This window comes from Pinisolibacter sp. DMC19, assembly GCF_056313985.1.
In genome coordinates, this window is record NZ_JBQUZF010000003.1 from 544,336 (window position 1) to 570,944 (window position 26,609).

General features: G+C 69.9%; 22 protein-coding genes. 17 read left to right on the forward strand and 5 right to left on the reverse strand.

What is annotated here, in order from left to right; translation table 11 throughout:
* Nucleotides 1-243 precede the first annotated feature (243 nt).
* On the forward strand, nucleotides 244-1,806 hold the full coding sequence (locus ACT53U_RS10625) for an EAL domain-containing protein (RefSeq protein ID WP_476154856.1): 1,563 nt from the start codon (nucleotides 244-246) through the stop codon (nucleotides 1,804-1,806).
* An 84-nt stretch (nucleotides 1,807-1,890) separates the two neighbouring features.
* On the opposite strand, the gene ACT53U_RS10630 is transcribed toward ACT53U_RS10625, so the two are convergent.
* Nucleotides 1,891-2,556, reverse strand: coding sequence for a protein phosphatase CheZ (locus ACT53U_RS10630; protein ID WP_476154858.1), 666 nt, complete (start codon nucleotides 2,554-2,556; stop codon nucleotides 1,891-1,893).
* Between the two features lie 68 nt (nucleotides 2,557-2,624).
* Nucleotides 2,625-3,008, reverse strand: coding sequence for a response regulator (locus tag ACT53U_RS10635; protein WP_476135147.1), 384 nt, complete (start codon nucleotides 3,006-3,008; stop codon nucleotides 2,625-2,627).
* 433 nt (nucleotides 3,009-3,441) lie between these two features.
* Between ACT53U_RS10635 and ACT53U_RS10640 the strand changes: the two genes are divergently transcribed.
* The 9 genes from ACT53U_RS10640 to ACT53U_RS10680 all read left to right on the forward strand — a co-directional run bounded on the left by ACT53U_RS10640 (nucleotide 3,442) and on the right by ACT53U_RS10680 (nucleotide 14,827).
* The gene (locus ACT53U_RS10640) at nucleotides 3,442-4,452 is read left to right on the forward strand and encodes a bifunctional riboflavin kinase/FAD synthetase (protein ID WP_476154860.1); all 1,011 of its coding nucleotides are present in this window, start codon (nucleotides 3,442-3,444) and stop codon (nucleotides 4,450-4,452) included.
* Nucleotides 4,449-5,369: a DMT family transporter gene (locus tag ACT53U_RS10645; RefSeq protein ID WP_476154862.1), complete on the forward strand. Its 921-nt coding sequence runs from the start codon at nucleotides 4,449-4,451 to the stop codon at nucleotides 5,367-5,369. The genes ACT53U_RS10640 and ACT53U_RS10645 overlap by 4 nt, the downstream gene beginning before the upstream one ends.
* A gap of 121 nt (nucleotides 5,370-5,490) precedes the next feature.
* A complete protein-coding gene (locus tag ACT53U_RS10650; RefSeq protein ID WP_476154864.1) occupies nucleotides 5,491-6,180 on the forward strand; it encodes an outer membrane protein in 690 nt (229 codons plus the stop codon).
* 338 nt (nucleotides 6,181-6,518) lie between these two features.
* The gene (gene ileS / locus ACT53U_RS10655) at nucleotides 6,519-9,512 is read left to right on the forward strand and encodes an isoleucine--tRNA ligase (RefSeq protein ID WP_476154866.1); all 2,994 of its coding nucleotides are present in this window, start codon (nucleotides 6,519-6,521) and stop codon (nucleotides 9,510-9,512) included.
* Nucleotides 9,509-10,015 (forward strand): signal peptidase II, encoded by a 507-nt coding sequence (gene lspA, locus ACT53U_RS10660; protein ID WP_476154868.1) that lies wholly within the window; start codon nucleotides 9,509-9,511, stop codon nucleotides 10,013-10,015. Before ileS ends, lspA begins: the two co-directional genes overlap by 4 nt.
* A 97-nt stretch (nucleotides 10,016-10,112) precedes the next feature.
* Nucleotides 10,113-10,742 carry a hypothetical protein gene (locus ACT53U_RS10665; RefSeq protein ID WP_476154870.1) on the forward strand — a complete coding sequence of 210 codons (630 nt, stop codon included), beginning with the start codon at nucleotides 10,113-10,115 and terminating at the stop codon, nucleotides 10,740-10,742.
* Nucleotides 10,743-10,801: 59 nt separating this feature from the next.
* The gene (locus ACT53U_RS10670; protein WP_476154872.1) at nucleotides 10,802-12,319 is read left to right on the forward strand and encodes a M16 family metallopeptidase; all 1,518 of its coding nucleotides are present in this window, start codon (nucleotides 10,802-10,804) and stop codon (nucleotides 12,317-12,319) included.
* Nucleotides 12,320-12,339: 20 nt separating this feature from the next.
* Complete coding sequence (locus ACT53U_RS10675; protein ID WP_476154874.1) at nucleotides 12,340-13,716, forward strand: M16 family metallopeptidase; 1,377 nt, start codon at nucleotides 12,340-12,342, stop codon at nucleotides 13,714-13,716.
* A gap of 133 nt (nucleotides 13,717-13,849) precedes the next feature.
* Nucleotides 13,850-14,827 (forward strand): DUF4424 family protein, encoded by a 978-nt coding sequence (locus ACT53U_RS10680; RefSeq protein WP_476154876.1) that lies wholly within the window; start codon nucleotides 13,850-13,852, stop codon nucleotides 14,825-14,827.
* 15 nt (nucleotides 14,828-14,842) lie between these two features.
* On the opposite strand, the gene ACT53U_RS10685 is transcribed toward ACT53U_RS10680, so the two are convergent.
* Complete coding sequence (locus tag ACT53U_RS10685; protein ID WP_476154878.1) at nucleotides 14,843-16,345, reverse strand: AMP nucleosidase; 1,503 nt, start codon at nucleotides 16,343-16,345, stop codon at nucleotides 14,843-14,845.
* A 51-nt stretch (nucleotides 16,346-16,396) separates the two neighbouring features.
* A complete protein-coding gene (locus ACT53U_RS10690; RefSeq protein WP_476154880.1) occupies nucleotides 16,397-17,074 on the reverse strand; it encodes an HAD family hydrolase in 678 nt (225 codons plus the stop codon).
* Nucleotides 17,075-17,257: 183 nt separating this feature from the next.
* Here ACT53U_RS10690 and ACT53U_RS10695 point away from each other — a divergent pair, with 183 nt between their 5' ends.
* Nucleotides 17,258-18,409, forward strand: a complete 1,152-nt coding sequence (locus tag ACT53U_RS10695; RefSeq protein ID WP_476154882.1) for a DNA methyltransferase — start codon at nucleotides 17,258-17,260, stop codon at nucleotides 18,407-18,409.
* 125 nt (nucleotides 18,410-18,534) lie between these two features.
* Here the strand turns inward: ACT53U_RS10695 and mutY are convergent, their stop codons facing one another.
* On the reverse strand, nucleotides 18,535-19,608 hold the full coding sequence (gene mutY, locus ACT53U_RS10700) for an A/G-specific adenine glycosylase (protein ID WP_476154884.1): 1,074 nt from the start codon (nucleotides 19,606-19,608) through the stop codon (nucleotides 18,535-18,537).
* A gap of 181 nt (nucleotides 19,609-19,789) precedes the next feature.
* Here mutY and ACT53U_RS10705 point away from each other — a divergent pair, with 181 nt between their 5' ends.
* The 6 genes from ACT53U_RS10705 (at nucleotide 19,790) to ACT53U_RS10730 (ending at nucleotide 26,492) form a co-directional block, all read left to right on the forward strand.
* Nucleotides 19,790-20,266, forward strand: a complete 477-nt coding sequence (locus ACT53U_RS10705; protein ID WP_476154886.1) for a DUF721 domain-containing protein — start codon at nucleotides 19,790-19,792, stop codon at nucleotides 20,264-20,266.
* A gap of 162 nt (nucleotides 20,267-20,428) precedes the next feature.
* Nucleotides 20,429-21,055 carry a DsbA family protein gene (locus ACT53U_RS10710; RefSeq protein WP_476154887.1) on the forward strand — a complete coding sequence of 209 codons (627 nt, stop codon included), beginning with the start codon at nucleotides 20,429-20,431 and terminating at the stop codon, nucleotides 21,053-21,055.
* Nucleotides 21,056-21,095: 40 nt separating this feature from the next.
* Nucleotides 21,096-24,551, forward strand: coding sequence for a chromosome segregation SMC family protein (locus ACT53U_RS10715; RefSeq protein WP_476154889.1), 3,456 nt, complete (start codon nucleotides 21,096-21,098; stop codon nucleotides 24,549-24,551).
* 327 nt (nucleotides 24,552-24,878) lie between these two features.
* A complete protein-coding gene (locus ACT53U_RS10720) occupies nucleotides 24,879-25,307 on the forward strand; it encodes an AtpZ/AtpI family protein (RefSeq protein WP_476154891.1) in 429 nt (142 codons plus the stop codon).
* A gap of 143 nt (nucleotides 25,308-25,450) precedes the next feature.
* Nucleotides 25,451-26,209, forward strand: a complete 759-nt coding sequence (locus tag ACT53U_RS10725) for a F0F1 ATP synthase subunit A (RefSeq protein WP_476154892.1) — start codon at nucleotides 25,451-25,453, stop codon at nucleotides 26,207-26,209.
* A 58-nt stretch (nucleotides 26,210-26,267) separates the two neighbouring features.
* Entirely contained in the window at nucleotides 26,268-26,492 is a 225-nt protein-coding gene (locus ACT53U_RS10730; protein ID WP_217931114.1) for a F0F1 ATP synthase subunit C, read from the forward strand.
* Nucleotides 26,493-26,609 lie beyond the last annotated feature (117 nt).

Here is a 26,609-nt window from a genome sequence, read left to right on the forward strand (position 1 = left end):
CGATCCTTTCGCGGGGCGCGGCGTCGCGCCGGTGCCCATTGGCTCTCACCGACCATTTGGCGGCGGCCCCGGCGAGGGTCAAGGGGCGTCGCCTTCACGGCCCCGCGATGCCGCGATCCGTGGATAACCTCCTTCCGCGCCGAATGAACGCGCACGGTGAGGCGCGAGGCGATTGGCTCGGCGATGGTGAATCAGGCATGGTGGCGCGAACACGAGCGACGATCGTCGCGCCGGGCCCGTCACATGCGCCGTTTCGCAGACCTCTTCATCGCGATCTGCATCCCGATCGTCGCCCTCTCGGTCGGCGCGATCGCCTATTGGCAGTTCGCGGCGTCGGCGACGGGAGCGGCGGCTTCGGGCGCGATCGTGCTGTTGGCGCTGACGGCGATCCATTGGGCGACGAGCATCCGGCGTCGACGTGCCGCCGAGGACGACCGGCTGGAGTTCCTCGTCCGCCGCATCGCCGACGTCGCCGCCGACGTCGGCGCGGTCGAACGTCGGCTGCTGATGCTCGAAGAGGGCGGCGCGCGGGCGCGGCGCGAGGAGATCGACCAGGTCGTCGCCGAGGTCGAGGTGATCGGCACGCTCACCCGGCAGGTGATCGAGGCGGTCGCCGATCTCGAGGTGCAGTTCACCGAGACGCGCTCGGCGCTGATCCGCGGCGACATCCGCCAGGAGCCGCGTCGCGGCCTCGGCGAACGGCCCTCGGCGCTTTCGAGCGGACGACCGGCGGCGGCGACGTCGCGCTCGGAGCTGGTGCCGGATCGCTTCGCCGATCTCGACGAGGACGGCTTCCTCGCCTACGTCCGACGCGCCATCGACGCCGACCGCATCGACCTGCATCTCCAGCCGATCGTCTCGCTGCCGCAGCGCAAGGTGCGCTTCTACGAGGCGCTGACCCGGCTGCGCGGCGACGACGGCGAGGTGATCCACCCCTCCGACTACATCCCGATCGCCGAGGCGCGCGGGTTGATGGCGTCGATCGACGAGCAGATCCTGATCAAGTCGGTGGCGATCCTGCGCCGCCTCGCCGAACGCTCGCGCGACATCGGCGTCTTCCTCAATCTCTCCTCGGCCAGCCTGTCGCACGCCGGCTTCTTCCGCGACTTCCTCCAGTTCATGGAGAAGAACCGCGACCTCGCCGACATGCTGGTGCTCGAATTCCCGCAGGCCTCGGTGCGCGCCATGGGGCCGATCGAGAGCGAGGGCATGAAGGCGCTGAAGGAGCTGGGCTTCCGCTTCTCGGTCGACCAGATGACCGACCTCAAGATCTCGTTCCAGAACCTCGCCGACCGCGGCTTCCGCTGGGCCAAGATCTCGGCCGAGCGGCTGTTGCACAAGGGCGACGAGCTCGGCACCGACATCCATCCGGTCGACCTCACCGACTATTTCCGCCGTTTCGGCATGGAGCTGATCGCCGACCACGTCGAGCGCGAGACCGAGGTGGTCGACGTGCTCGACTACGGCGTCCGCCTCGGTCAGGGCAATCTCTTCGCCCCGCCGCGGCCCGTCCGGGTCGAGGCGATGGCGGAAAAGCCGCAACCGAGCGCGCTCGCCCGTGCCGCCGCCGCGACCCGCCCGGTCGAGCCGCCGCCGGCCCCGGCCCCGGAGGCGACGCCGCAGGCCGTCGCCGCGCGCATCGCCGCGCCGCGTCAGGCCGAGGCGAGAATGGCCGAGGCGCGATCGGCGGCATCGAAGCGGCCCGCGCCCGCGCGCGCCGGCACTCCGGTCGCCGAGGAGCCGCCGCGGCCCGGCATCCGGATCGTGCCCGCCGGCGCGCCGGCGCCCGCCCGCCGCAATCCCTGAGCCGACCGACATCGAGAGCCCGAGACGCGAAACCGCCGCCCGGAGGGGTCCGGACGGCGGCTCTGATTGTCGGTGCGGATGGGATCAGCGGAACAGCGCGTCGATGTCGTCCTGGTCGGACGTCGACATGACGTCGTCGACGAAGTTCTGATCGACGCCCTCGCCGGCGTGCTGGGGACCGTGGAGGATCAGCTCGCGCATGCGGCGTTCCTCTTCGCTCTCCTCGGCTTCGCCCTCGGCGTCGTCGATCTTCAGCGTCCTGGCGAGGCCGGCGAGACGCTCCTCGATCCAGGTCAGCGTGCGCACCACCTTGCGGATGCGCTGGCCGGTGATGTCCTGGAACGAGCAGGCCTCGAAGATCGTCACCATCTTCTCGTCGACCAGAGTCTTGAAGGCCTCCGGGTCGGACCCGTCGGCGGCCATGATGGCCTCGGCGGATTCCATGATGGCGTTGGTCGCGGCTTCGGTCGATTCGACCACGGCGTCGAGCTCGCGTCCGGCTTCCGGAATCTTCTGGAAGCGGATCTGGCCGGGCCGGAAGGCGCCGATGTCGCGACGCAGCGACGCGATTTCACCGACGATCGAACGGAATTCGTCGTGGAGCAGCTCATCGACCCTGGCGACGGTGTCGTCCAGCGTCTCGGCCATGCGTTCGGCGAGCGCCATGACGTCGTCGAGCGACAGATCGCGACGTTCCGTCTGCAGGAACTCGACGATCCGGCTGAGCTGCTCCGGTTTGACCGGAGCCATGATACGTCCCCTTGGGTTCAAGTCCGTTCCGGCGCGGGCATCCCCTCCCTCGCCGGCGGTGTGGTGCGTCAGTCCTGGAAGACCGCCTCGATCTTGCCCTTCAGCGTCTGCGCGTTGAACGGCTTCACGATGTAGTTGTTCACGCCGGCCTTCTTGGCGGCGATCACGTTCTCGGTCTTGGATTCGGCCGTGACCATGATGAACGGGGTCTTGGACAGACCGCCGTCGGCGCGAACGTGCTTGAGCAACTCGTAGCCGGTCATCGGCTCCATGTTCCAGTCGGAGATGACGAGGCCGTAGCGGCGCTCCTTCATCTTGCCGAGCGCCTCGGTGCCGTCCGACGCCTCGTCGACGTCTTCGAAGCCGAGCTGCTTCAAGAGGTTGCGGATGATCCGGATCATCGTCTTGTAGTCGTCGACCACGAGAACCGGCATCGAAAGATCAAGCGCCATGAGTGGGTACTCCGAACATTGCGCGGCATCCCGGCGAGGAATGCCCCCTTCCGCACTCTCCGGTCCCACCGCCGTCACATGCATTCGCGACGTCGATCACCGGCCTTTACCGCAATCTAGGCATCAGTTTCGAACATTCCGTTAATGGAACCCGCCGGGAAACCAATGAAACCGCCGGAAACGCCGCAACGAACCGGGGTTGGACCTCGCCATCCACCGACCGGGGGGCGAACGATCGCGAATTTCGGCAGTTTTTCTGTGGTTTCTCGGGATACCGAAGATTAACCCTGTTCCTCTTCGCGTGCAGATCGGCCCTTCCGCATCGGTCTTGACCCGCCGGGGCGGGCACGGCACGGTCGGCGCGACGATCAGGGCGCCGAGGCGTCGATTCATCGTCTCCGAGCCTTCGCCGCCTCCGAAAGAACGTGGTCCGATGTCGCAAGAAGTGGAGCGCCGTGCAGGCGCCGCGCCGCAGCCGTACGATCTCGCAGATCGCCTGCCCGACCGCCTTCGCGGTGGGCACGTCGCCATCGGCAACTTCGACGGCGTCCATCGTGGCCATCAGGCGGTGCTCGGTGCGGCGCTCGACCGGGCGCGGGCCGAGGGGAAGCCGGCGCTCACGCTGACCTTCGAACCGCATCCGCGCTCCTTCTTCACGCCCGATCGGCCGGTCTTCCGCCTGACGCCGCCGCAGGCCAAGGCCCGCATCGTCGACGCCCTCGGGCTCGACGGGCTGGTGGTCGGCCGTTTCGACGCCGCCTTCGCGGCACTCTCGGCCGAGGACTTCGTCGCCGACGTGCTGGTCGGCCGGCTCGGCGCCTCCAGCATCACCATCGGCTGGGATTTCCAGTTCGGCCGCGACCGCCAGGGCACGCCCGGCTTCCTGCACGAGGCGGGACGGCGCCACGGCTTCGGCGTCGACGTGGTCGAGCCCTTCGCCTGCGAGGGCGGCGAGCCGGTGTCGTCGAGCCGTATCCGCGCCGCGCTCGAGGCCGGTGACATCGCCGAGGCGCACGGGCTGCTCGGCTATCGCTGGTTCGTCGAGGGCGAGATCGTCCACGGCGACGCCCGCGGCCGCCTGCTCGGCTTCCCGACCGCCAACATGCGGCTTCCCGAGAACTGCCGGCTGAAGCAGGGCGTCTGGGCGGTGACCTTCACCATCGACGGCCTGACCCGCCACGGCGTCGCCAACTGGGGCCGCCGGCCGCAGTTCGACGACGGCGCGCCGGTGCTCGAGACCCATGTCTTCGACTTCTCCGGCGATCTCTACGGCAAACGCGTCGACGTCGGCTTCGTCTCCTTCCTGCGGCCGGAGGCGAGGTTCGCCTCGGTCGACGCACTGGTGGCGCAGATGCGGCTCGACGCCGCCGAGGCGCGCGCCGTCCTCTCCTCGATGTCGCCGGGCACCGCGCTCGACAGGGCTCTGGCGGGAGAGATCGCGTGACCCCCGGTTCCTCCTCGATCGTCCGCGGCATCGCCATCATGACCGCGGCGATGCTGATCGTCCCGTCGATGGACGTGCTGGCCAAGGTCCTCACCCGCTCGATGCCGGCGATGGAAGTGGCCTTCGCGCGTTTCGTCGGTCAGCTGCTGGTCGCCACGCTCGTCGGTCTCGCCATCGGCGAGGGGCGGCAGCTGATGCCGCCGAACCCGGCCGGCCATCTGCTGCGCGGCCTGTTCCTGGCGGCGACGTCGCTTCTGTTCTTCACCTCGCTCGCCACCATGCCGCTGACCGACGCGCTGGCGATCGCCTTCGCCGAGCCGATGATCCTGACGGCGGTGTCGCCCTGGCTCCTCGGCGAGACGGTCGGCTGGCGGCGCTGGGCGGCCTGCGGCGTCGGCTTCCTCGGCACGCTGATCATCATCCGCCCGAGCTTCGAGCAGTTCGGTACGACGGCGCTGCTGCCGCTCGCCGCCGCCTTCACCTTCGCCGGCTACCACGTCATGACGCGGCGCCTGTCGGGGCAGGGGACGCTGACGGCGGTGCAGTTCACCACCGGCCTGATCGGCACCGTGGCGCTCGGCATCGGGCTGGCGATCTCGTCGAACGCCGGCTGGCTCTCCGGACCGGTGGTGTGGCCGACGGGCTGGAGTTGGGCGATCTTCTTCTCGATCGGCGTCATCTCCTTCGTCACTCACGGGATGATCGTCACCGCGTTCGGTCATGCGCCCGCCGCGGTGCTGGCGCCCTTCGGCTATCTCGAGATCGTCTCGGCGACGGCGCTGTCCTTCCTGGTCTTCGGCGACTTCCCCGACCGTCCGACCTGGGCCGGCATCGCGCTGATCGTCGCCTCGGGTCTCTACATCGTGCACCGCGAGCGTATCCGCGGCATGTCGCGGGTGCTGCCGCCGACCGAGTGAGGCACAAGCGCCACAGGGCCCCCCGATCGAGACTTCGCGTTCGAATCTCTGATTGCGTTTCCGTGGAAACATGCAATCTTGACGTTTGGATACGTAAAACTGCGTTTGGGGGGATTACGTCATGCGCAAATCGTTCGTCTTCGCAACGATCGTCCTGCCGGCGGCCCTGATCGCCGGCTCGGCCTCGGCTGCCGATCTCTATCGTCCGGCCCCGTCGGCGGCGATGATGGCGCCGGTCGCGACGGCCTACAACTGGACCGGCTTCTATGCCGGCGCCCATCTCGGCGGCATCTGGTCGGGCACCCATTGGGACGGCTTCGCCACCCCGTCGTTCGATCTCAACGCCGGCAGCGTGCTCGGCGGCGTCCAGGCAGGCTACAACTACCAGATCGATTCCTTCGTGCTCGGCGGCGAACTCTCCGTCGGTCTGCTCGGCAGCAACGCCAAGGGCCAGTGCTCGAACGCGCTCGGCACCGAATGCCGCTCGCGCCAGAGCTGGGTCGTCGACGCGCGTGCCAAGGCCGGCTACGCCTTCGATCGCCTGCTCGTCTACGGCACCGCCGGCATCGCCTTCTCCGAGTTCCGCCACGACCAGACCCGCGTCCTGACCCAGGACTGGGGCAAGACCTCGCGCGTCGGCTGGACCGCCGGCTTCGGGCTCGAATATGCCCTGACCAACAACTGGTCGGCCGGCCTCGAGTGGAAGCACTACGACTTCGGCCGCGAGACCCGGTCGAGCAACCTCGGCGGCTCGGTCCGCTTCCGCTCGACCTCGGATGCGGTGCTCGCCAAGGTCAACTATCGCTTCTGAAGCGCCGGCGCCCGCGCGCCCGTTTCGCCCCCGCGTGCCCTGCCGGGTCCGCGGGGGTCGTCGTTCGTGGCCGCGCGCGGCCCTTCGCCTCTTCCGATCCTCGGCGTCTCCTGTTAGAACGCGGGCCATGACCCAGCGGCGAACCGACCGGACGGCGCTACCGTCCCCGCGCCCGATCGCGCGAATTATCGGCCCGGACCTGCGCGCGCGCGCCTGACGCGACGCCGCCGGTTCGGGAACGACGTCGCGTGTCCCCGCGCGACACCCGCCCCAGAGGCCCCCTCGGCTCACGAGGCGCGGGCCTGCCCCAGACACGAGCGCTCTCTCGAGGACCCGAGATGACCGACAAGACCGTCGATTATTCCAAGACTCTCTTCCTGCCCAAGACCGATTTTCCGATGCGCGCCGGCCTGCCGGAGAACGAGCCGAAGATCCTCGCCAAGTGGAAGGACGCCGACCTCTATCGCGCCCAGCGCGCCGAGGCCGCCGGCCGGCCGAAGTTCGTGCTGCACGACGGCCCTCCCTATGCCAACGGCAACCTCCACATCGGCCACGCGCTGAACAAGATCCTCAAGGACGTGATCACCCGCCAGAAGCAGATGGAAGGGTTCGATTCGAACTACGTTCCGGGCTGGGACTGCCACGGTCTGCCGATCGAGTGGAAGATCGAGGAGAAGTATCGCGCCGCGGGCAAGAACAAGGACGAGGTGCCGATCAACGAGTTCCGCGCCGAGTGCCGGGCCTTCGCCGAGCACTGGGTGGGCGTGCAGTCGGCCGAGTTCCAGCGCCTCGGCGTGATCGGCGACTTCGAGAACCCCTATCTCACCATGGCCTACGAGGCCGAGGCGGTGATCGCCGGCGAGCTGCAGAAGTTCGCCGTCTCCGGCCAGCTCTATCGCGGCTCCAAGCCGGTGATGTGGTCGGTCGTCGAGCGCACCGCGCTGGCGGAGGCCGAGGTCGAGTATCAGGACTATCAGTCGGATACGATCTTCGTGAAGTTCCCGGTGGTGGGAAAGCTCGATGGCGACCCACTTTCTCTCGAAGATGCCATGATTTCAAATATTTTGAATGTGGCCTCATCTGTTGTAATCTGGACAACAACGCCCTGGACAATCCCCGGCAATCGCGCGGTGTCATTCTCCTCGCGCGTCTCCTACGCCCTCTACAGAGTTGACGCCTCACCCGAGGGAAATTGGGCGAAGCCCGGAGAACATTTGCTTCTGGCTACGAAACTGGCTGAAGACGTCAAAAATGCAGCCAAGATCGAGACCTTGACCAAGGTCTACGATCTTCCTGACAACGTTCTGCACCGACTCGTCCTCGCCCACCCGCTCGCCCATCTCGGCTACGGCTTCAAGGTCCCCATGCTCGACGGCGACCACGTCACCGACGATTCGGGCACCGGCTTCGTCCACACCGCGCCGGGCCACGGCCGCGAGGACTTCGAGATCTGGATGCACAATGCCCGCGCGCTCGAGCTGCGCGGCATCGATCCGGCGATCCCCTTCACCGTCGACGACGGCGGCTTCCTGACGGAAGACGCGCCGGGCTTCGTCGGCGCCTCGGTCATCACCGACAAGGGCGACAAGGGCGACGCCAACCCCCGTGTCATCGCCGCGCTGGTCGAGGCCGGCGCGCTGATCGCGCGCGGGCGGATGAAGCACCAGTATCCGCATTCCTGGCGCTCCAAGAAGCCGGTGATCTTCCGCAACACGCCGCAGTGGTTCGTCTACATGGACCGCCAGATCCGCGGGACGGCCGCGGAGGCCGCCGGCTCCAACGAGCCCGATACGCTGCGCGCCCGCGCCCTCAAGGCGATCGCCGAGACGACCTTCTATCCCCCGGCGGGCCAGAACCGGCTGAACGGCATGATCGCCAATCGCCCGGACTGGGTTCTGTCGCGCCAGCGCGCCTGGGGCGTGCCGATCGCCGTCTTCCGCAACACCGTGACCGGCGAACTGGCGCCGGGGCCGACGTTCGCCAAGAACGACGAGCTGCGGAAGCGCGTCTACGACGCCTTCCTCGCCCACGGCGCCGACGCCTGGTACGAGGCCGGTGCCAAGGAGCGCTTCCTCGGCGGTCTGGTCGACGATCTCGGCCCCTGGGAGCAGGTGCGCGACATCCTCGACGTCTGGTTCGATTCCGGTTCGACCCACGCCTTCTGCCTGAAGAAGCGTCCGGACCTGAAGTGGCCGGCCGACATGTATCTCGAGGGCTCGGACCAGCATCGCGGCTGGTTCCATTCCTCGCTGCTCGAGAGCTGCGGGACGAATGGCCGCGCGCCTTACGACGCCGTGCTCACCCACGGCTTCGTCATGGCCGAGGACGGCCGCAAGATGTCGAAGTCGCTCGGCAACATCGTCGCGCCGCAGGACGTCATCAAGCAGTCCGGCGCCGACATCCTGCGTCTGTGGGTGATGACCTCCGACTATGCCGACGACCTGCGCATCGGCAAGGAGATCCTCCAGACCAACGTCGAGAGCTATCGCAAGATCCGCAACACCATCCGCTGGATGCTCGGCACGCTGGCCCATCACGACGCGGCGGGCGACCCGGCCTTCAGCGAACTGCCGGAGCTCGAGCGGCTGATCCTGCATCGCCTCGTCGAAGTGTCGGACGCGGTGAAGGCGGGCTATGCGTCCTACGACTTCAAGAAGGTCGTCGGCGCCGTGCTGAACTTCATGGTGGTCGATCTCTCGGCCTTCTGGTTCGACGTCCGCAAGGACGCGCTCTACTGCGAGGCCAAGTCCTCGGCCAAGCGCCGCGGCGCGCTCTTCGTGGTCGATCGGCTGTTCGACGCGCTCGCCAAGTGGCTGGCGCCGATGCTGCCCTTCACCATGGAAGAGGCCTGGGGTCATCGCTTCCCCGCGGCCGGCTCGATCCATCTCGAGCTCTTCCCCGACGTGCCGGAGACCTGGCGCGACGACGCTCTCGCGGCGAAGTGGGCGAAGATCCGCGACGTCCGCCGCGTCGTCACCGGCGCGCTGGAGATCGAACGCGCCGCCAAGCGCATCGGCTCCAGCCTCGAGGCCGGCCCGGTCGTCCATGTGACGGATGCCGACCTCATGGCGGCGCTCGACGGCATCGACCTCGCCGAGGTGGCGATCACCTCGTCGATCGTGGTGCGTGCCGACGAGGGCCCGGCCGAGGCCTTCCGCCTCGCCGACGTCGCCGGCGTCGCGGTGGTGCCGGTCAAGCTCGAGGGGCAGCGTTGTGCCCGCTCGTGGCGGATCGTCGCGGACGTCGGCTCGGATCCGGAGTTCCCGGATCTCTCGGCCCGCGACGCGACCGCCTATCGCGAGTGGCTCGCCGCGGAGGCCGCCTCGGCATGACCGTGTCGGCCCGCACCCTCGGCATCCTGACGGCGGGGCTCGGCCTCGCCGTCGACCAGATCTCCAAGCTGTGGCTGGTCTACGGCTACGGGCTGGCCGAGAACGGTCCGGTGCGCCTCGCCCCCTTCGCCGAGTTCCGGCTCGTCTGGAACTACGGCATTTCCTACGGTCTCTTTCAACAGGACAATCCGTGGGGGCGCTGGGTGCTGGTGGCGCTGGCGCTGGTCGCTTCCGCGGTGATGGCGGTCTGGCTGTGGCGTTCGACGTCGGTTCTGCTGGCGCTGTCGCTCGGACTTCTGATCGGCGGGGCGATCGGCAACGCGATCGACCGGGCCTGGGCGGGCGCGGTCGTCGATTTCGTGCATCTCTTCCTGCCGGATCGCTCGCGTTCGTGGTACGTGTTCAATCCGGCGGACGTCTGGATCGTGGCGGGCGTGGTCGGTCTTCTGATCGATGCGTTTCGTTCCGGCCCCGAGGATGCCACAAAGTCAGGCTCTTCCTGAGCCGGAGAGGCCCGGCGGACGCCGGGCGGACGTCAGATGGCGACCGAAGGGTCGCGGGCGACCGGCGCGCGGCCGGTCGACAGGGAGAGGGTGTTCTGTGTCGACGAAGTTCCGGTCCGGCGCCGTCGGCGCGCCAGTCGTCCTCCTCCTCGCCGCTCTGACGAGCGGCTGTGCCAGTTCCTCCGACGGATTCGTGCCCGAAGGCGCCGACGAGGACACGACGCTCGAGCAGAATGCCATCAAGGGCGTCATGCAGGGTCTCGGCGCGATCGACACCAACGAACGTCCGGTCGAATACAAGCCGCGCGCGCCGCTGGTGGTGCCGCCGAACAAGGCGCTGCCGGCGCCGCGGACCGCCGCCGTCGCCGACCCGCGCTTCCCGCGCAATCCGGAAGACGTCGCCGACGAGCAGCGCCGTGCCGCGCGCGACGGCGACAAGGGCACCGACGGCCGCATCATGTCGCCCGACGAACTCGCCCGCTGGCGCATGCAGAACGGCGCCGCCGGCCCGACCTCGGTGCCGGTCGACACCAGCCGGCCGCTGAAGCCGGACGAACTGCGTGGTCAGGGCATGGCCAACGAGGAAGCGATCAAGCGCGCCGCCAATCCGGGCGGTCGCAAGACGCTGATCGAGCCGCCCGACCAGTATCGCAAGCCCTCGCCCAACGCCCCGGTCGCGGCGCCGGAGGAGAAGTCCTCCTGGAAGCCGTCCTGGTTGCCGTTCTGATCGAGACGACGGCGGTCGGGTGGCCGGCCGCCCTGCACCTGTTCCAGGAGGTTCGGTTCTTGCCGCGCTCGCTCGGGCGATTCGTCGCCGTTTCCGTCCTCGCCGCCACGCTCGCCGCACCGGCCTTCGCCGAAGGCCCCGTCGCGACCCCGCCCGCCACGGCACCGACGGCGGCCCCCGCCGCCGCCCCGGTCATCGGCGCCAACGTCTCGACCTTCCAGCTGCCGAACGGGCTGACCGTCGTGGTCATCCCCGACCGGCGCGCCGCGGTCGTCACCCACATGGTGTGGTATCGCGCCGGCTCCGCCGACGAACCGGCCGGCAAGTCGGGCATCGCCCACTATCTCGAACATCTGATGTTCAAGGGCACCAAGGCCAATCCGGGCGGCACCTTCTCCAACAAGGTCGCCGCGATCGGCGGCCAGGAGAACGCCTTCACCTCCTGGGACTACACCGCCTATTACCAGCGGGTCGCCAAGGAGCATCTCGGGCTGGTCATGAGCCTCGAGGCCGACCGGATGCAGAACCTCGCGCTCGATCCGGCGACCGCCGCGCCCGAACTCAAGGTCGTGCTCGAAGAGCGCTCGATGCGCACCGACAACGATCCCTCCGCCAAGCTCGGCGAGGCGGTCGACGCGGCGCTGCACCCCGGCCATCCATACCGCATCCCGGTGATCGGCTGGCGCTCGGAGATCGAGAAGCTGACGGTCGACGATGCCAAGGCCTTCTACGATCGCTTCTACACGCCCAACAATGCGGTGCTGGTGGTGGCCGGCGACGTCGACGAGGTGGCGGTGCGCGATCTGGCGTTGACCCACTACGGCCGGGTGCCCCGCCGCGCCGAACCGCCGAAGCGGATGCGCCCCAAGGACCCGGAGGCGGTCGCCTCGATCACCGTGTCGCTCGCCGACGAACTGGTCAACCAGCCCTCGTGGCGGCGCATGTGGCGGGTGCCGTCGAGCCACACCGCCGCGCCCGGCCAGTCGGAGACGCTGGAACTGCTCGCCGACACGCTCGGCGGCGGTGCCACCAGCCGGCTCTACCGCACCATCGTCATCGAGAAGCAGCTCGCCAGCAACGTCGGCGCCTTCTACCAGAGCGACGCGCTCGACGACGGCCGCTTCGTCGTCGCCGCCAGCCCGCGTGACGGCGTCTCCTTCGACACGCTGTCGAAGGCGATCGAGGCGGTGATCGCCGACGTCGCCGAGAAGGGCGTGCCGGACGAGGAAGTCGCCCGCTCCAAGTCCAAGGTCTACGCCGAGGCGATCAAGGTGCAGGACAACCAGGCCTCGCTCGCCCGCCTGTTCGGTGCCGAGATGGCGACCGGCGGCAACATCGACCTCGTCCGCAACTGGCCCGCGCGCATCCGTGCCGTCGAGCCGAGTGCGATCAAGGCGGCGGCGGCCGAATGGCTCTCGCCGCAGGGCGCTGTCACCGGCGAGCTGAAGAGCGCGCCGCCCACCGGCAAGCCGCGGCCGCGCGCCGCCTTCCCCGTGGGGGGCGGCTCGATGGGCGGCGGACCGATCCGCTACGCCGAGCCGCCGGCCGGCTTCGCCACGCTCGACGCCCTCCGTTGAACCGCACGAGGATCGCGATCATGACCTTCTTCGCCTCCCGCCTGCGGCACGCCACGGCGGCCCTCGTCGTCGGCTTCGGTCTTCTCGCCGCTGCGACCCCGGCCTCGGCCGGCCGCATCCAGCGCGTCGTCAGTCCCTCGGGCATCGAGGCCTGGCTGGTCGAGGAACACGCGGTTCCGATCGTCGCGTTGGATTTCTCCTTCCTCGGCGGCTCGACCCAGGACGCGCCGGGCAAGGAGGGCACCGTCAACCTCCTGTCGACGCTGCTCGACGAGGGCGCCGGCGACATTCCCTCGCAGGCCTTCCAGAAGCGCCTCGAGGAACTGTCGATCGATCTCTCCTTCTCCGACGAGCTCGACCGCTTCTCCGGCGAGATGAAGGTTCTGTCGGAGAACCGCACCGCCGCCTTCGATCTGCTGGCTCTGGCGCTCGCCAAGCCGCGCTTCGACGCCGAGGCGGTGGAGCGCATGCGGGTCCAGACGATCACCGGCATCCGCCGCGCCGCGCGCAATCCCGACGCCGTCGCCGCCCGGACCTGGGCGAAGACCGTGTTCCCCGATCATCCCTATGCCCGACCGGGCGAGGGTACCGAGGCCTCGGTCGCCACCATCACGGTCGCCGATCTGAAGAAGGCCCACGCCGAGATCTTCACCCGCAAGGGCCTGAAGATCGCCGTCGTCGGCGACATCGACGCGGAGACGCTCGCTCCGGCGCTCGACAGGATCTTCGGCGCGCTGCCGGCGGAGGGAAAACTCGTCGCCGTCGCCGACGTGGTGCCGAAGGCCGGCGTCACCGCCCGCGAGGCGATGGACGTGCCGCAGGCCGCCGTCCGCTTCGGCGGTCCGGGGCTGAAGCGGGCCGATCCCGACTTCATGGCCGCCTATGTGATGAACCACATCCTCGGCGGCGGCACCTTCTCGTCCTGGCTCTACCAGGAGGTCCGCGAGAAGCGCGGTCTCGCCTATTCGGTGGCGACCGGCCTCGCGCCGCAGCTGCATGCCGGACAGTTCGTCGGCGCGCTCGGCACCTCTGCCGACAAGGTCGACGAGACGATGGCGATCGTGCGCAAGGAGCTGGAGCGGATGCGCGACCAGGGGCCGACGGCCGCCGAACTGACCGCCGCCAAGGCCTATCTGATCGGCTCCTACCCGCTGCGCTTCGACACGTCGGACAAGATCGCCGGCGCCGTCCTCGGCATCCAGATCGAGGATCTCGGCATCGACTACATCGACCGGCGCAACGCGATGATCCAGGCGGTGACGCTCGACGACGTCAAGCGGGCGGCCAAGCGCATCCTCGCCGAGGCCCCGAGCGTCGTGGTGGTCGGCCCGGTCTCGACGCCCGCCGGCGCCGCGCCCGCCCCGGCGCCGAAGCCCGCCGAACCGGCGAAGAAGTGAGCCGAGCCGGGGGGCGGCGTCCGCACCGGGCCTTGCCCGGTCGCATGCGCGATCCCCGTTGCCTCGCGGCGCCGTTGCGGCTCTACTCCGACGGGGAGGGTGGCGTGCCCTCCGATCCGGGTCGGAGGTCACCATGTCTCGCAGCGTCGTGTTCGCAGCCCTTCTCGCCGCCGTCGCCCAACCGGCGCTCGCCAACGACAGTACCGCCGAACTCGGTCTCGGCGGCCTGACGCTGACCAAGTCGGACGCGATCGTCATGCAGTCGGAAGACCTGTTCATTTCCGAGCAGAAGGTCACCGTCGACTACGTCTTCCTCAACACCTCCGGCGCCGACATCGAGACGGTCGTCGCCTTCCCGCTGCCCGACATCGAGAACGGCATCGAGAAGCCGGCCTACGACTTCACCGGCGAACTCGGCTTCCGCACGCTGGTCGACGGCAAGCCGGCCGACCTGACGGTGACGCAGACCGCGGTGCTGAAGGGGCGCGACGTCACGGCGCGGCTGAAGGCGGCGAAGATCCCGTTGATGCCGGTTTGGGAGCCGTACGACGCGGCGGTGAAGGCGCTCACCCCCGCCGAGCGCGAGGCGCTGGTCGCCGAAGGCCTGATCGAGGACGGCCAGTCGACCCCGCCGAGCTGGACGCCGCTGTGGACGACGAAGACCACCGTCAGTCGCACCCAGATCTTCCCGGCCGGACGCCCGATCCGGGTGTCGCATGCCTACAAGCCCTTCGTCGGCGGCTCGGTCGGCTCGATCCTCAAGAAGGACCTGCGCACGGCGAAGGATCTCGCCGAGCAGGTCGCCGCCTATCGCGCCAAGTTCTGCATCGACGACGACTTCATCCGCGGCTTCGACGCCGGCGTGACCAGGAAGGACAGCTATCGCCCCGATCTGTGGATCGCCTACGTGCTGACCTCCGGCGCCAACTGGAAGGGTCCGATCGGCGACTTCCGCATGGTGATCGACAAGGGCGACCCGAAGAACCTGGTGTCCTTCTGCGGCACCGGCGTCAAGAAGATCGCCCCGACGCGGTTCGAGGTCCGCTACCAGAACTTCACGCCGAAGCACGACGTCAACGTGCTGATCGTCAAGCCGTCGATCACGTATTGAGGGGGCTCAGCCCCCTCACTGGAACGCCACTTCCTCGAAGCTCCTGAGCTTGCGGGAGTGGATCTTCTCCGCCGGCTGCGAGCGGAGCTTCTCCATCGCGCGGATGCCGATCTCGAGGTGCTGGCCGACCTGCCGGCGATAGAACTCGCTCGCCATGCCGGGCAGTTTCAGCTCGCCGTGCAGCGGCTTGTCGGAGACGCAGAGCAGCGTGCCGTAGGGCACGCGGAAGCGGAACCCGTTGGCGGCGATCGTCGCCGATTCCATGTCGAGGGCGATGGCGCGCGACTGCGAGAAGCGCTCGACCAGTTCCTGCTGGTCGCGCAGTTCCCAGTTGCGGTTGTCGATCGTCGCGACGGTGCCCGTCCGCATGATCGTCTTCAACTCGAAGCCGGCGAGCCCGGTCACTTCCGCCACCGCCTGTTCCAGCGCCACCTGGATCTCGGCCAGCGCCGGGACGGGGGCCCACAGCGGCAGGTCGGCGTCGAGCACGTGGTCGTCGCGGACATAGGCGTGGGCGAGCACGTAGTCGCCGAGCTTCTGGGTGTTCCTCAGGCCGGCGCAGTGGCCGAGCATGATCCAGGCGTGCGGCCGCAGCACCGCGACGTGGTCGGTCGCCGTCTTGGCGTTCGACGGGCCGATGCCGATGTTGACCATGGTGATGCCGGCATGCCCCGGCCGGACGAGGTGATAGGCCGGCATCTGCGGCGCCCGCGGCGGCTGTGTACCCTCGGGCACCGTCTCGCCCGGCCGCCAGACGACGTTGCCCGGCTCAACGAAGGCGGTGAAGCCGCGCTCCGGCTCGTCGAGCGCGCGCTTCGCAAAGGCGACGAACTCGTCGACGTAGAACTGGTAGTTGGTGAAGAGCACGTAGTTCTGGAAATGCGTCGGCGCCGTCGCGGTGTAGTGCTGCAGGCGCGCGAGCGAATAGTCGATGCGCGGCGCCGTGAAGGGCGCGAGGGGGGCCGCCTCGCCGTTCTTCGCCGTCCAGGTGCCGTTGACGATCGCGTCGTCGGTGACGGCGAGATCCGGCACGTCGAAGACGTCGCGCAGGGGGCGACCGATCTTCTCCTCGACGTCGCCATTGATCGAGACGTCGCTGGTCAGCGCGAAATGCAGCGGGATCGGCTGTTCGGAGACGCCGATCTCGACCGGCACGCCGTGATTGGCGAGGAGTTGCTCGATCTGGATCGTCAGGTAGCGGCGGAAGAGATCGGGCCGCGTCACCGTGGTGGCATAGCGTCCCGGCCCCTGCACGTAGCCGAAGGCGAGGCGCGAATCGAGCCGGGCATGGGTGTCGATGGCGATGCGGATCTCGGGATAGAAGGCGCGGATGCGCGCGCTCACCTCGCCGCTCTCCGCCACCTCGCGGAAGCGACGCGAGAGGAAGGCGATCGCCTCGCCGTAGAGCGCCTCGAGCCGCGCCACGGCGGCGGCCGCGTCGCCGAAGAACGCCGGCTCCGGCACCGCCGGGGTCTCGACGGTCGTCCCCAAGGGAACGCCCTGACCGATCGTCTGCATCGTTCCTCCTCCCGCGGGCGGTCTCCTGCCGCCTCGCGCGTCCCTGTTTCCTCAAGCGGCGAGGGCGAAGCCCTGGGCCGCCAGCACCGCCGCGAGGTCGTCCATGCGCGAGAAGATCGCCCGCGCGCCGGCCGCCGTCAGCCGCTCGTCGTGACCGGGCGTCACGTGGCTGCCGCCGACGAAGCCGACGACCGCCATCCCGGCCCGCCGCGCCGCGGTGACGCCGGCGATCGAGTCCTCGATCACCACGATGTCGGCCGGGTCGGCGCCCATCTGCGAGGCAGCGAGCAGGAAGACGTCCGGGGCCGGCTTCGGCCGCTTGACGAGGCTCGCCGAGAAGACGTTGCCGTCGAAGAGGTCGGCGAGCCCGGCGGTGCCGAGATTGGTGACGAGCGAGTGCATCTGCGTCGACGAGGCGACGCAATAGGGGATCGACCGCGCCCGGATCGCCTCGAGCGCCCGGCGCGCGCCGGGGATCGCCTCGAGATCGTCGGCGAAGACCTCGCGCACGCGAACGAGGAAGGCCTCGAAGAAGCCGGGCGGCAACGGCCGGCCGAGTTCCTTCTCGAGCGTCGCCCACACCTCGCGGGTGGTGACGCCGGCGAAGCGGCGGCAGATCTCTTCCGTGGTCATCGGCAGGCCGAGTTCGGTCACGGCTTCCGCCTCGAGGCGCGCGGCGACGACCTCGCTGTCGATGAGGACGCCGTCGCAATCGAAGATGACGAGCATGTCTGGTCCCGAGTCGGGGGTGGATGTCTCCGTCCTTTGTAGGGGGGCGATGCGACGGTTGGAAGAGCGCGCCGCGCACCCCGGCCTCCCGCGGCGCCGTGCCCGATGCTCTTTACCTCGCCTTTACCGCGATCGGTAACCATGACGCCATCGAGTAGCCGCGTAACTCAGGCGAGCGTGTTCATGTCCCAGTCGCGTATCCGGACGGCCCGAACGGGCTCGCCTGCCTCTCTCTCGACGCCGCATGCGCGCGCCGATTTCCTCGACCGGATCCTGATCGGGGACTGCGTCGCGGAGCTCGAGAAACTGCCCTCGGCCTCGGTCGATCTGGTCTTCGCCGACCCGCCCTACAATCTCCAGCTCGCCGGTGCCCTCCATCGTCCCGACCAGAGCCTGGTCGACGCGGTCGACGACGCCTGGGACCAGTTCGAGAGCTTCGAGGCCTACGACGCCTTCACCCGCGCCTGGCTGCTGGCGGTGCGGCGCGTCCTGAAGCCCGACGGCACGCTCTGGGTCATCGGTAGCTACCACAACATCTTCCGCGTCGGCGCCATCCTCCAGGATCTCGGCTTCTGGATCCTCAACGACGTGGTGTGGCGCAAGACCAACCCGATGCCCAACTTCAAGGGCAAGCGCTTCCAGAACGCCCACGAGACGCTGATCTGGGCCGGTCGCGACAAGAACGCCAAGAAGTACACGTTCAACTACGACGCGCTGAAGGCCTTCAACGAAGACACCCAGATGCGCTCGGACTGGACGATCCCGATCTGCAACGGCGGTGAACGCCTGAAGGACGCCGCCGGCGACAAGGTCCACCCGACCCAGAAGCCGGAAGGCCTGCTGCATCGGGTGCTGCTCGCCTCGTCGAACCCCGGCGACGTGGTGCTCGATCCCTTCTTCGGCACCGGCACGACGGGGGCGGTGGCCAAGCGCCTCGGCCGCCACTTCGTCGGCGTCGAGCGCGACCGCACCTATGCCGCGGCGGCGGAAGCCCGCATCGCCGCCGTCGAGCCCTTCGACGCGACGGCACTGTCGCTGGTCAGGGGCAAGCGCGCCGAGGCGCGCATCCCCTTCGGCGCCCTGATCGAGACCGGCCTGATCACCCCCGGTGAAGTGCTGTTCGACGCCAAGGGGCGCCATCTCGCCACCGTCCGCATCGACGGCAGCCTCGAGGCGCTCGGTCATGTCGGTTCGATCCACCGGGTCGGCGCTCTGGTCCAGGGTGCGGAGGCCTGCAACGGCTGGACCTACTGGCACGCCTCGCGCAACGGCCAGCCGCTGGTGATCGACGAGCTGCGCAAGGAATGGCGCACCCGCCACGGCGACGCCGCCTGACCCTTCGTTCCGAGAACGACGCGCCGTCCCCCCCTGAGGCGCACGTTGCTCGACGAAACGCCCCGGGAGCGATCCCGGGGCGCTTTCGTTCGCGGGCGTCGCGGGCGGGGACGATGCCCCGTGCCTCAGCCTTCCAGCGCCGCATCGACCGCCTTGCGGAAGACGCTCGGCAGCGCCTCGCTCGCGATGTCCTTCGGCGGCGACCACCAGTGCCCCGCCGGTGCCGGGGTCGAGCGCTCGACGTCGCCGCGCATCACCGTCAGTTCCAGGCGGAAATGGGTGAAGACATGAACGACCGGCGTCGCGATCTTCCGCCAGTGCCCGGCGACCGGCGGTGCGATCTCGGCGATCGTTCCCGCAGCGCCCCAGTCGCCGCCCGGCGGCTCGCTCATGCCGCCGAGCAGCCCCTTCGGCGGCCGCCGCCGCAACAGCACCGCACCGTCCTCGCGCACCGCGACGTGGCAGACGCCGACCCGCTCCGGCCGCGCCGTCTTCGCCGCCCGCATCGGCAGGGTCTCGGCGATCCCGAGCGCGCGCGCCCGGCAGGACGCCGTCCATGGGCAGAGCGCACAGGCGGGTTTGCGCGGGGTGCAGATCGTCGCGCCGAGGTCCATCGTCGCCTGCGCGAAGTCGCCGGGCCGGACGTCCGGCGTCAGCGTCGCGGCGAGGCGACGCAGCGCCGGCTTGGCGGCGGGCATCTCTTCTTCGACGGCGAAGATCCGGGCGACGACGCGCTCGACGTTGCCGTCGACGACGGTGGCGCGTCGGTCGAAGGCGATCGCCGCGATCGCCGCCGCGGTATAGGCGCCGATGCCGGGCAGTGCCTTGAGCGCCTCTTCGCTCGCCGGGAAGCGCCCGCCGTGCTCCGCCACGACCGCCTTGGCGCAGGCGTGCAGGTTGCGCGCGCGGGAGTAATAGCCGAGCCCCGCCCAGGCCTTCATCACCTCGGCCTCGTCGGCCGCGGCGAGATCGCCGACCCGCGGCCAGCGCGCGGTGAAGGCCTCGAAATAGCTCTTCACCGCCGCGACCGTCGTCTGCTGCAGCATGATCTCGGAGAGCCACACCCGATAGGGATCGGCGACGACGCCCTGCGCCTGCTCCGGCGGCGTCACCCGCCACGGCAGGCGGCGGTGGTGCCGGTCGTACCAGGCAAGGAGATCGGCGGCGCGCGGGGCGGGGAGGGTGAGGGCAGCATCCATGCCTCCTCACCTAGCGTGGGGATGGCGGGGAGAAAAGCCCGCGGGCGCGTGGCGTCGGCCCTCCCGCGCGTTTCCCCGCCTTGTTTCCGCCCGCCCGCTTCGCCATGGTGACGCCATGGCGAACGCCCCCGACACCCGTTTCTCGTCCCAAGGCTCCCGGCCTCACCGCCGGCGCGGACCCGTGTCGGTCGCCGAGGCGCTCGGCGACGTGCTGAAGCCGGCGGCGAAGAAGCGTGGTTTCGCCTCGACCGATCTCTTCGCCCATTGGGCCGAGATCGTCGGCGCCGCCCATGCCGAGGCGACCCAGCCGGAGCGTCTCTCCTGGCCGCGTCGGCTGGAGGACGGCGGCGAAGAGGGCTTCGAACCGGCGACGCTGATCGTGCGCTGCGAGGGCGCCCGCGCCCTCCTTCTCCAGCACGACGCGCCGCGCGTGCTCGAACGCATCAACGCCCATTTCGGCTTTCCCGCGGTGGCGCGGCTGAAGATCGTGCAGAAGCCGATCGAGCGCCCGCGCGTCACCCGCCCGCCGCGCCTGCGGGCCTTGGCGGCGAGCGAGGAGGCCCACCTCGCGACCCTCGTCGAGGGCATCGAGGACGAGGGGCTGAAGGCGGCGCTTTCCCGCCTCGGCCACGCGGTCGTCGCCTCGCGGCGGCGGTGAGCGGCCTGATCCCGCGGAAATCCGTTGATATCCGCCGGGTTGTCCACCGTTGACGATGACGTGATCGGGCGCGCGGGGGCGACGTCTCGCCACATTCGGGCTATTGAAGGGGGAAGATCGGCCGATTTCGCCGCGACCCGCCCCTTCGAGGATCCTCCCCCGATGCAGACCCGCCGCAGCCTCCTTCTCGCCTCCGCCGCCGTGTTCGCCGCGGGGCTTGCCCCCGCCGCCGCCCAGGGCACGTTCGACACGACGGCGCTGAAGCAGCCGGGCACCCTGCCCGACAAGACGCTCGGCGACCCGAACGCCCCCGTCACGGTGATCGAATACGCCTCGATGACCTGCGGCCACTGCGCCCACTTCCACGAGGCGGTGTTCCCGCATCTCGACGAGAAGTACATCAAGACCGGCAAGGTCTACTTCATCTACCGCGAGTTCCCGCTCGATGCGCTCGCCGCCGCCGTCTCGATGCTGGCGCGCTGCGCCCCCGGCGACCGCTACTTCGATGTCGCCGGCCTGTTCTACGCCAAGCAGGGCGAATGGGCGCGGGCCGCGAACCCGGTCGAGGCGCTGTTCCAGCTCTCCAAGCAGTCGGGCTTCACCCGCGACACGTTCAATGCCTGCCTGACCGACCAGAAGCTCCTCGACGGCATCACCGCGACCCGCGAGCGCGGCGCCAAGGACTTCAAGATCGACGGCACCCCGACCTTCTTCGTCAACGGCAAGAAGATCGTCGGCATCGGCACGATCGCCGAGATGGACGAGGCGCTGGCGCCCTTCCTCAAGTGAGGCGGGGCGGGCGGCCTTCGCCCGAACGGGGGAGGGGACGGTGCGGTTCACCCGGCTGAGGCTCTCGGGCTTCAAGACCTTCGTCGAGCCGACCGAGTTCCGGATCGAACCGGGGCTGACGGGCGTCGTCGGGCCGAACGGCTGCGGCAAGTCCAATCTCGTCGAGGCCCTGCGTTGGGTCATGGGCGAGAACTCGTGGAAGTCCATGCGCGCCTCCGGCATGGACGACGTCATCTTCGCCGGCTCGGGCCGCCGCCCGGGCCGCAACTCGGCGGAAGTGACGCTCACCCTCGACAACACCGACCGCACGGTGGCGCTGCCGCTCGCCGATGCCGATCTGCTCGAGGTCTCGCGCCGCATCGAGCGCGAGGCCGGCTCGAGCTACCGGGTCAACGGCCGCGACGTCCGCGCCCGCGACGTCCAGCTCCTCTTCGCCGACGCCTCGACCGGCTCGCGCTCGCCCTCGATGGTGCGTCAGGGCCAGATCGGCGAACTGATCGCCGCCAAGCCGACGGCGCGCCGCGCCGTGCTGGAAGAGGCGGCGGGCATCTCCGGCCTCCATTCCCGCCGCAACGAGGCGGAGATCCGCCTCAAGGCGGCCGAGCAGAACCTCGAGCGCGTCGAGGACGTGCTGACCGAGTTCGAGACCCGCGTCGAGAGCCTCAAGCGCCAGACCCGTCAGGCGGTGCGCTATCGCAACCTCTCCGCCGAGATCCGCGATGCCGAGGCGACCATCGGCTGGCTGCGCTGGTGCGAGGCGGTGGCGCGCGAGGACGAGGCCGCCGCCGCCCTCGCCGAGGCGACGCGGGGCGCCGACGAACGCGCCGAGGCGCAGGCGCGTTCCGCCCGCGATGCGGCCGTCGCCGCCCACGACCTGCCCGAACTGCGCCGCGTCGAGGCCGAGACCGGCGCGACGCTGCAGCGCCTGCGCATGGCCTCGGCCGAGATCGACGCCGAGGAGCGCCGCATCCGCGATCGCCTCGCCGATCTCGAGCGCCGCCTCGCCCAGCTCGCCGCCGACGCCGCCCGCGAGGCGAGCCTCGCCGAGGACATGACCTCGGCGCTCGCCCGTCTCGCCGACGAGGAGGAGACCCTCGCGGCGGAAGCCGAGGAGAGCGCCGCCATCCTCGCCGACGCCGAGGACGGTCTCGCCGAGACCGAGGCGCGTCTCGCCGTCGCCGAGACCGATCTCGCCGATCGCCAGGCCCGTCTCGCCGAAGCGGAGGCTCGCCGCCGCGCCCTCGACGAGGCCCGCCGCGCCGCCGAGGAACGGCTCGCCCGTCTCGCGACGGAAGCCGCCGCCTGCGCCCGCGACCGCGCCGCGCTGGAGGCGAGCGGCGACGACGAGGCGCTGGAGATCGCCCGCGACGACTGCGAGACCGCGACCGCCGCGGTGGTCGAGGCCGAGGATCGCGTCGCCGAGGCCGAAGAGGCGACGCATGCCGCCCGCGAGGGATCGGAAGCCGCCCGCGTCGCGCTCGCCGAGGCCGAACGCGACCTCTCGCGGCTCGAGGCCGAGGCGAAGACGCTCGCCCGCATGCTCGACGTCGCCGCCGAACAACTGTGGCCGCCGATCGTCGAGCACATCGCCGTCGCCCCCGGCCTCGAGGCGGCCCTCGCTGCGGCGCTGGGCGACGACCTCGAGATTTCCGCCGACGAGGGCGCCCCGGTCCATTGGCTCGATCCCGGTCCCGGCACCGCCGATCCCGCCCTGCCGCCCGGCGCCGAGCCGTTGGCGAAACACGTCCGCGCGCCGGCGCTGCTGTCGCGTCGGCTCGCCCAGATCGGCCTCGTCGAGCGGGCCGAAGGCGCCCGCCTGCGTTTCGCCCTCGTGCCGGGCCAGCGTCTCGTCTCGCGCGACGGCGACCTCTGGCGCTGGGACGGTCTGACCGTCGCCGCCGACGCCCCGACCGCCGCGGCGCGGCGCCTTTCCGCCCGCAACCGTCTCGCCGAACTAGACGGCCTGATCGCCGCCGCGCGTGACGCCGTCGAGGCCGCTCGCCTCGCCCGAGAGGCCGCGACCGCCGCCGAGACCCGCGCCACGAGCGCCGAGACCGCCGCCCGCGAGGCGCTGCGCCTCGCCCGCCGCGACGAGACGGCGGCGCGCGAACTCCTCGGCCGGCTGGAGCGCGAGGCGGCGACCCGCGCCGCGGCGCTCGCCCGTCTCGTCGAGACCGCCGCCCGCCTCGAGGCCGAGCGCGAGGAGGCGACCGCCCGCGCCGAGGCGGCCCGCGCCGACGCCGCCGATCTGCCCGAGACCCGCGTCCTCGAGATCGACCTCGCCGAGGCTCGCGCCCGCGTCTCGATCGAACGCGCCTCGGTCGCCGAGGCCCGCGCCGCCCGCCAGACCCATCTGCGCGAGGCGGAAGCGCGCGAACGTCGCCGCCGCGCCATCGAGACCGAACGCCAGGGTTGGGCGGCGCGTGCCGCGAGCGCCGAGCGACAGGCCGCCCTCGTCGCCGAACGTCGTGCCGAGGCCGAGGCCGAGCGTGATGAACTTCTCGATCGCCCCGCCGATCTCGACGACGCCCGCGTCCGCCTCGCCGGCGAGATCGCCCGCGCCGAGGTCGCCCGCGCGGCCGCTTCCGACGCGCTGACGCTCGGCGAGCGCGCCCAGGCCGAGGCCGATCATCTCGCCCGTGCCGCGCTCGAGGCGCTGTCGACCGCCCGCGAGACCAAGGGCCGCGCCGAGGAACGGCTCGTCGCCGCCGCCTCCCGCCGCGCCGAGATCGCCGACGCCATCGCCGAGGCCTTCTCGATCGAGCCCGAGGCGCTCGCCCATCGCCTGGGTCTCGCGCCCGATGCTCCGCCACCCGACGAGACCGCGACCGAGCGCCGGCTGGAGCGGCTGCGGGTCGAGCGCGAGAAGCTCGGTCAGGTCAATCTCGCCGCCGAGGCCGAACTCTCCGAGGTCGAGACCCGCCGCGAGACGCTCGCCGGCGAGCGCGACGAGTTGGTCGAGGCGATCCGCCGCCTGCGCGCCTCGATCGGTACGCTCAACCGCGAGGCCCGCGAGCGCCTGCTCGGCGCCTTCGACCGGGTCAACGGCCATTTCCGCGAGCTCTTCACCCACCTCTTCGGCGGCGGCGATGCCGAGCTGCAACTGGTCGAATCGGACGATCCGCTCGAAGCCGGCCTCGAGATCCTCGCCCGCCCGCCCGGCAAGAAGCCGGCGACGCTGACGCTGCTCTCCGGCGGCGAACAGGCGCTGACCGCGCTGGCGCTGATCTTCGCCGTCTTCCTCACCAATCCGGCGCCGATCTGCGTCCTCGACGAGGTCGACGCGCCGCTCGACGACGCCAACGTCGAACGCTACTGCGACCTGCTCGACCGCATGGCGCGGCTGACCGACACCCGCTTCGTCGTCATCACCCACAATCCGATCACCATGGCGCGGATGAATCGACTCTTCGGCGTCACCATGTCGGAACGCGGCGTCTCCCGCCTCGTCTCGGTCGACCTCGAGGTCGCCGCCCGCATCGTCGAGCCGGCGTGAGCGCTGCCGCGCCGGCGATTCTCGCGCGGCCACGACCGATTCTCTCGGGGCCCCGATCCCCCGGTTTCGACGTGCATCGCAACGATGAGGGGATCGCCCGCGCCCGCTCGCGTCGCCCGCGCCCGCACGGGGCGGCGAGGGTGTCGGCGCCGGATACGCAAAAACATCGTGCAGCACCAATTATCCCATTGATTTCATGGCGATAAACTAAAGTCTGGTATCCTTGACAGGCTTTTCCCCGGCCACTATGGTGCGCCCGGTTTCGAAGGTGGGATCGGCCATGGCCGAGCCTGCGGGAAGCATTGCCTCGAGCGAGGGATCTCGGCCATGATCGATCGATCTGAGGGACGGGATCCGGCGGACGGGGCAGGAAAGCGGCCCGCGGCAACCGCCGAGGAAGCGGCGCTCGCCGCGCGTCTGGATCGGCTGGGGGAGACCCTCGAGGCGAGACGGGCGGCGGAAGAGGCGGCGAAGGCGAAGGCAAGGTCCTCCGGCTTCGCTCAGGCGACCAAGATCGCCTCCGAATTCGTGGCCGGCGTGATCGTCGGCGGCGGTCTCGGATGGGCGGTCGATCGGGCGCTGGGCACCGCTCCCTTCGGGTTGATCATCCTCCTTCTTCTCGGCTTCGCGGCCGGCGTGCTCAACGTCCTGCGAGCCGAAGGCGTGGTGGCCGATGCGGGGGCACGGCTGCGCGAGAAGGGAAATTCCGGATCGCGGCCGGTATCGCCGGACGACGATCATGGTCCAAGGGCGTAGAGCGCGCGGCGACGCGGCGTGCTATGCGAAGGGCCGAAACGGGAATCGAGGGTCCGGGGGCGCGAGCCCGCGGGCAGTTGGCGCGTGATGCGCGGGCGGGGTTCGGCCGGTTCGGCCGGGACGAAAGAAGCGGAGACTGACAGGTGGCAGCCGACAAGGTCGATCCGATCCATCAGTTCCACATCACCAAGATCCTTCCGATCCAGGTGGGCCACTACGACGTGTCCTTCACCAACTCGTCGCTCTTCATGGCGGTGACGGTGATCGTGGCGACGGCGTTCCTGGTGCTCGCCTCGTCGGGTCGTTCGCTGGTGCCGAACCGCTGGCAGCTCGTCGCCGAGATGGCCTACTCCTTCGTCGCCGACACGCTGCGCGACGCCGCGGGCAAGGCCGGCATGAAGTTCTTCCCGATGGTGTTCTCGCTCTTCATGTTCGTGCTGGTCGCGAACCTGCTGGGCATGATCCCCTACTTCTTCACGATCACCTCCCACATCATCGTGACCTTCGCCCTGGCGATCCTGGTCATCGGTACCGTGATCGTCTACGGCATCTGGAAGCACGGCTTCCATTTCTTCGGCCTCTTCGTGCCGTCGGGCGTGCCGGGCGCCCTGATCCCGCTGGTGACGATGATCGAGATCATCTCGTTTCTCTCTCGTCCGATCAGCCTCTCGGTTCGTCTCTTCGCCAACATGCTGGCCGGCCACATCACGCTGAAGGTCTTCGCGGGCTTCGTCGTGACGCTCTCGGCCGCCGGCACCGTCGGCATGGTCGGCTCGGTCCTGCCGCTCGCCATGGCGGTGGCGCTGACCGCGCTCGAGTTCCTGGTCGCCTTCCTGCAGGCCTACGTCTTCACCGTTCTGACCTGCATGTACCTGAACGACGCGATCCACCCCGGCCACTGAGGCCGGGAGACCGCGGAAGTACCCATCCCAACAGTCGACTACCCGAAGGAGCATTCAGATGGATCCGCAAGCTGCGAAGTACCTCGGCGCCGGTATCGCCACCCTCGGCATGGCCGGTGCTGGCATCGGTCTCGGCACCATCTTCGGCAACTACCTCGCCGGCGCGCTGCGCAACCCGGCGGCTGCCGACGGCCAGTTCGGCCGCCTGATCTTCGGCTTCGCCGTTACCGAAGCTCTCGGCATCTTCTCGCTCCTCGTCGCCCTGATCCTGCTCTTCGCCTGATCGGCGAAGACGCACGAATTCGGGTTCACCGGCCGTCCGTCGGGCGGCCGGTGACGCATGCGACCCCACTGCCGCCGTCTTCCCGGCGGTGGTGACTTCGGTTCATCCCAGGACGGT

Coding starts and splice junctions, on each gene's coding strand:
- ACT53U_RS10675 (WP_476154874.1), top strand. CDS start 12,340: ATGACCTTCTTCGCCTCCCGCCTGCGGCACGCCACGGCGGCCCTCGTC.
- ACT53U_RS10730 (WP_217931114.1), top strand. CDS start 26,268: ATGGATCCGCAAGCTGCGAAGTACCTCGGCGCCGGTATCGCCACCCTC.
- ACT53U_RS10680 (WP_476154876.1), top strand. CDS start 13,850: ATGTCTCGCAGCGTCGTGTTCGCAGCCCTTCTCGCCGCCGTCGCCCAA.
- lspA (WP_476154868.1), top strand. CDS start 9,509: ATGACCGTGTCGGCCCGCACCCTCGGCATCCTGACGGCGGGGCTCGGC.
- ACT53U_RS10685 (WP_476154878.1), bottom strand. CDS start 16,345: ATGCAGACGATCGGTCAGGGCGTTCCCTTGGGGACGACCGTCGAGACC.
- ACT53U_RS10690 (WP_476154880.1), bottom strand. CDS start 17,074: ATGCTCGTCATCTTCGATTGCGACGGCGTCCTCATCGACAGCGAGGTC.
- mutY (WP_476154884.1), bottom strand. CDS start 19,608: ATGGATGCTGCCCTCACCCTCCCCGCCCCGCGCGCCGCCGATCTCCTT.
- ACT53U_RS10650 (WP_476154864.1), top strand. CDS start 5,491: ATGCGCAAATCGTTCGTCTTCGCAACGATCGTCCTGCCGGCGGCCCTG.
- ACT53U_RS10635 (WP_476135147.1), bottom strand. CDS start 3,008: ATGGCGCTTGATCTTTCGATGCCGGTTCTCGTGGTCGACGACTACAAG.
- ACT53U_RS10710 (WP_476154887.1), top strand. CDS start 20,429: ATGCAGACCCGCCGCAGCCTCCTTCTCGCCTCCGCCGCCGTGTTCGCC.
- ileS (WP_476154866.1), top strand. CDS start 6,519: ATGACCGACAAGACCGTCGATTATTCCAAGACTCTCTTCCTGCCCAAG.
- ACT53U_RS10630 (WP_476154858.1), bottom strand. CDS start 2,556: ATGGCTCCGGTCAAACCGGAGCAGCTCAGCCGGATCGTCGAGTTCCTG.
- ACT53U_RS10720 (WP_476154891.1), top strand. CDS start 24,879: ATGATCGATCGATCTGAGGGACGGGATCCGGCGGACGGGGCAGGAAAG.
- ACT53U_RS10640 (WP_476154860.1), top strand. CDS start 3,442: ATGTCGCAAGAAGTGGAGCGCCGTGCAGGCGCCGCGCCGCAGCCGTAC.
- ACT53U_RS10695 (WP_476154882.1), top strand. CDS start 17,258: ATGTCCCAGTCGCGTATCCGGACGGCCCGAACGGGCTCGCCTGCCTCT.
- ACT53U_RS10625 (WP_476154856.1), top strand. CDS start 244: ATGCGCCGTTTCGCAGACCTCTTCATCGCGATCTGCATCCCGATCGTC.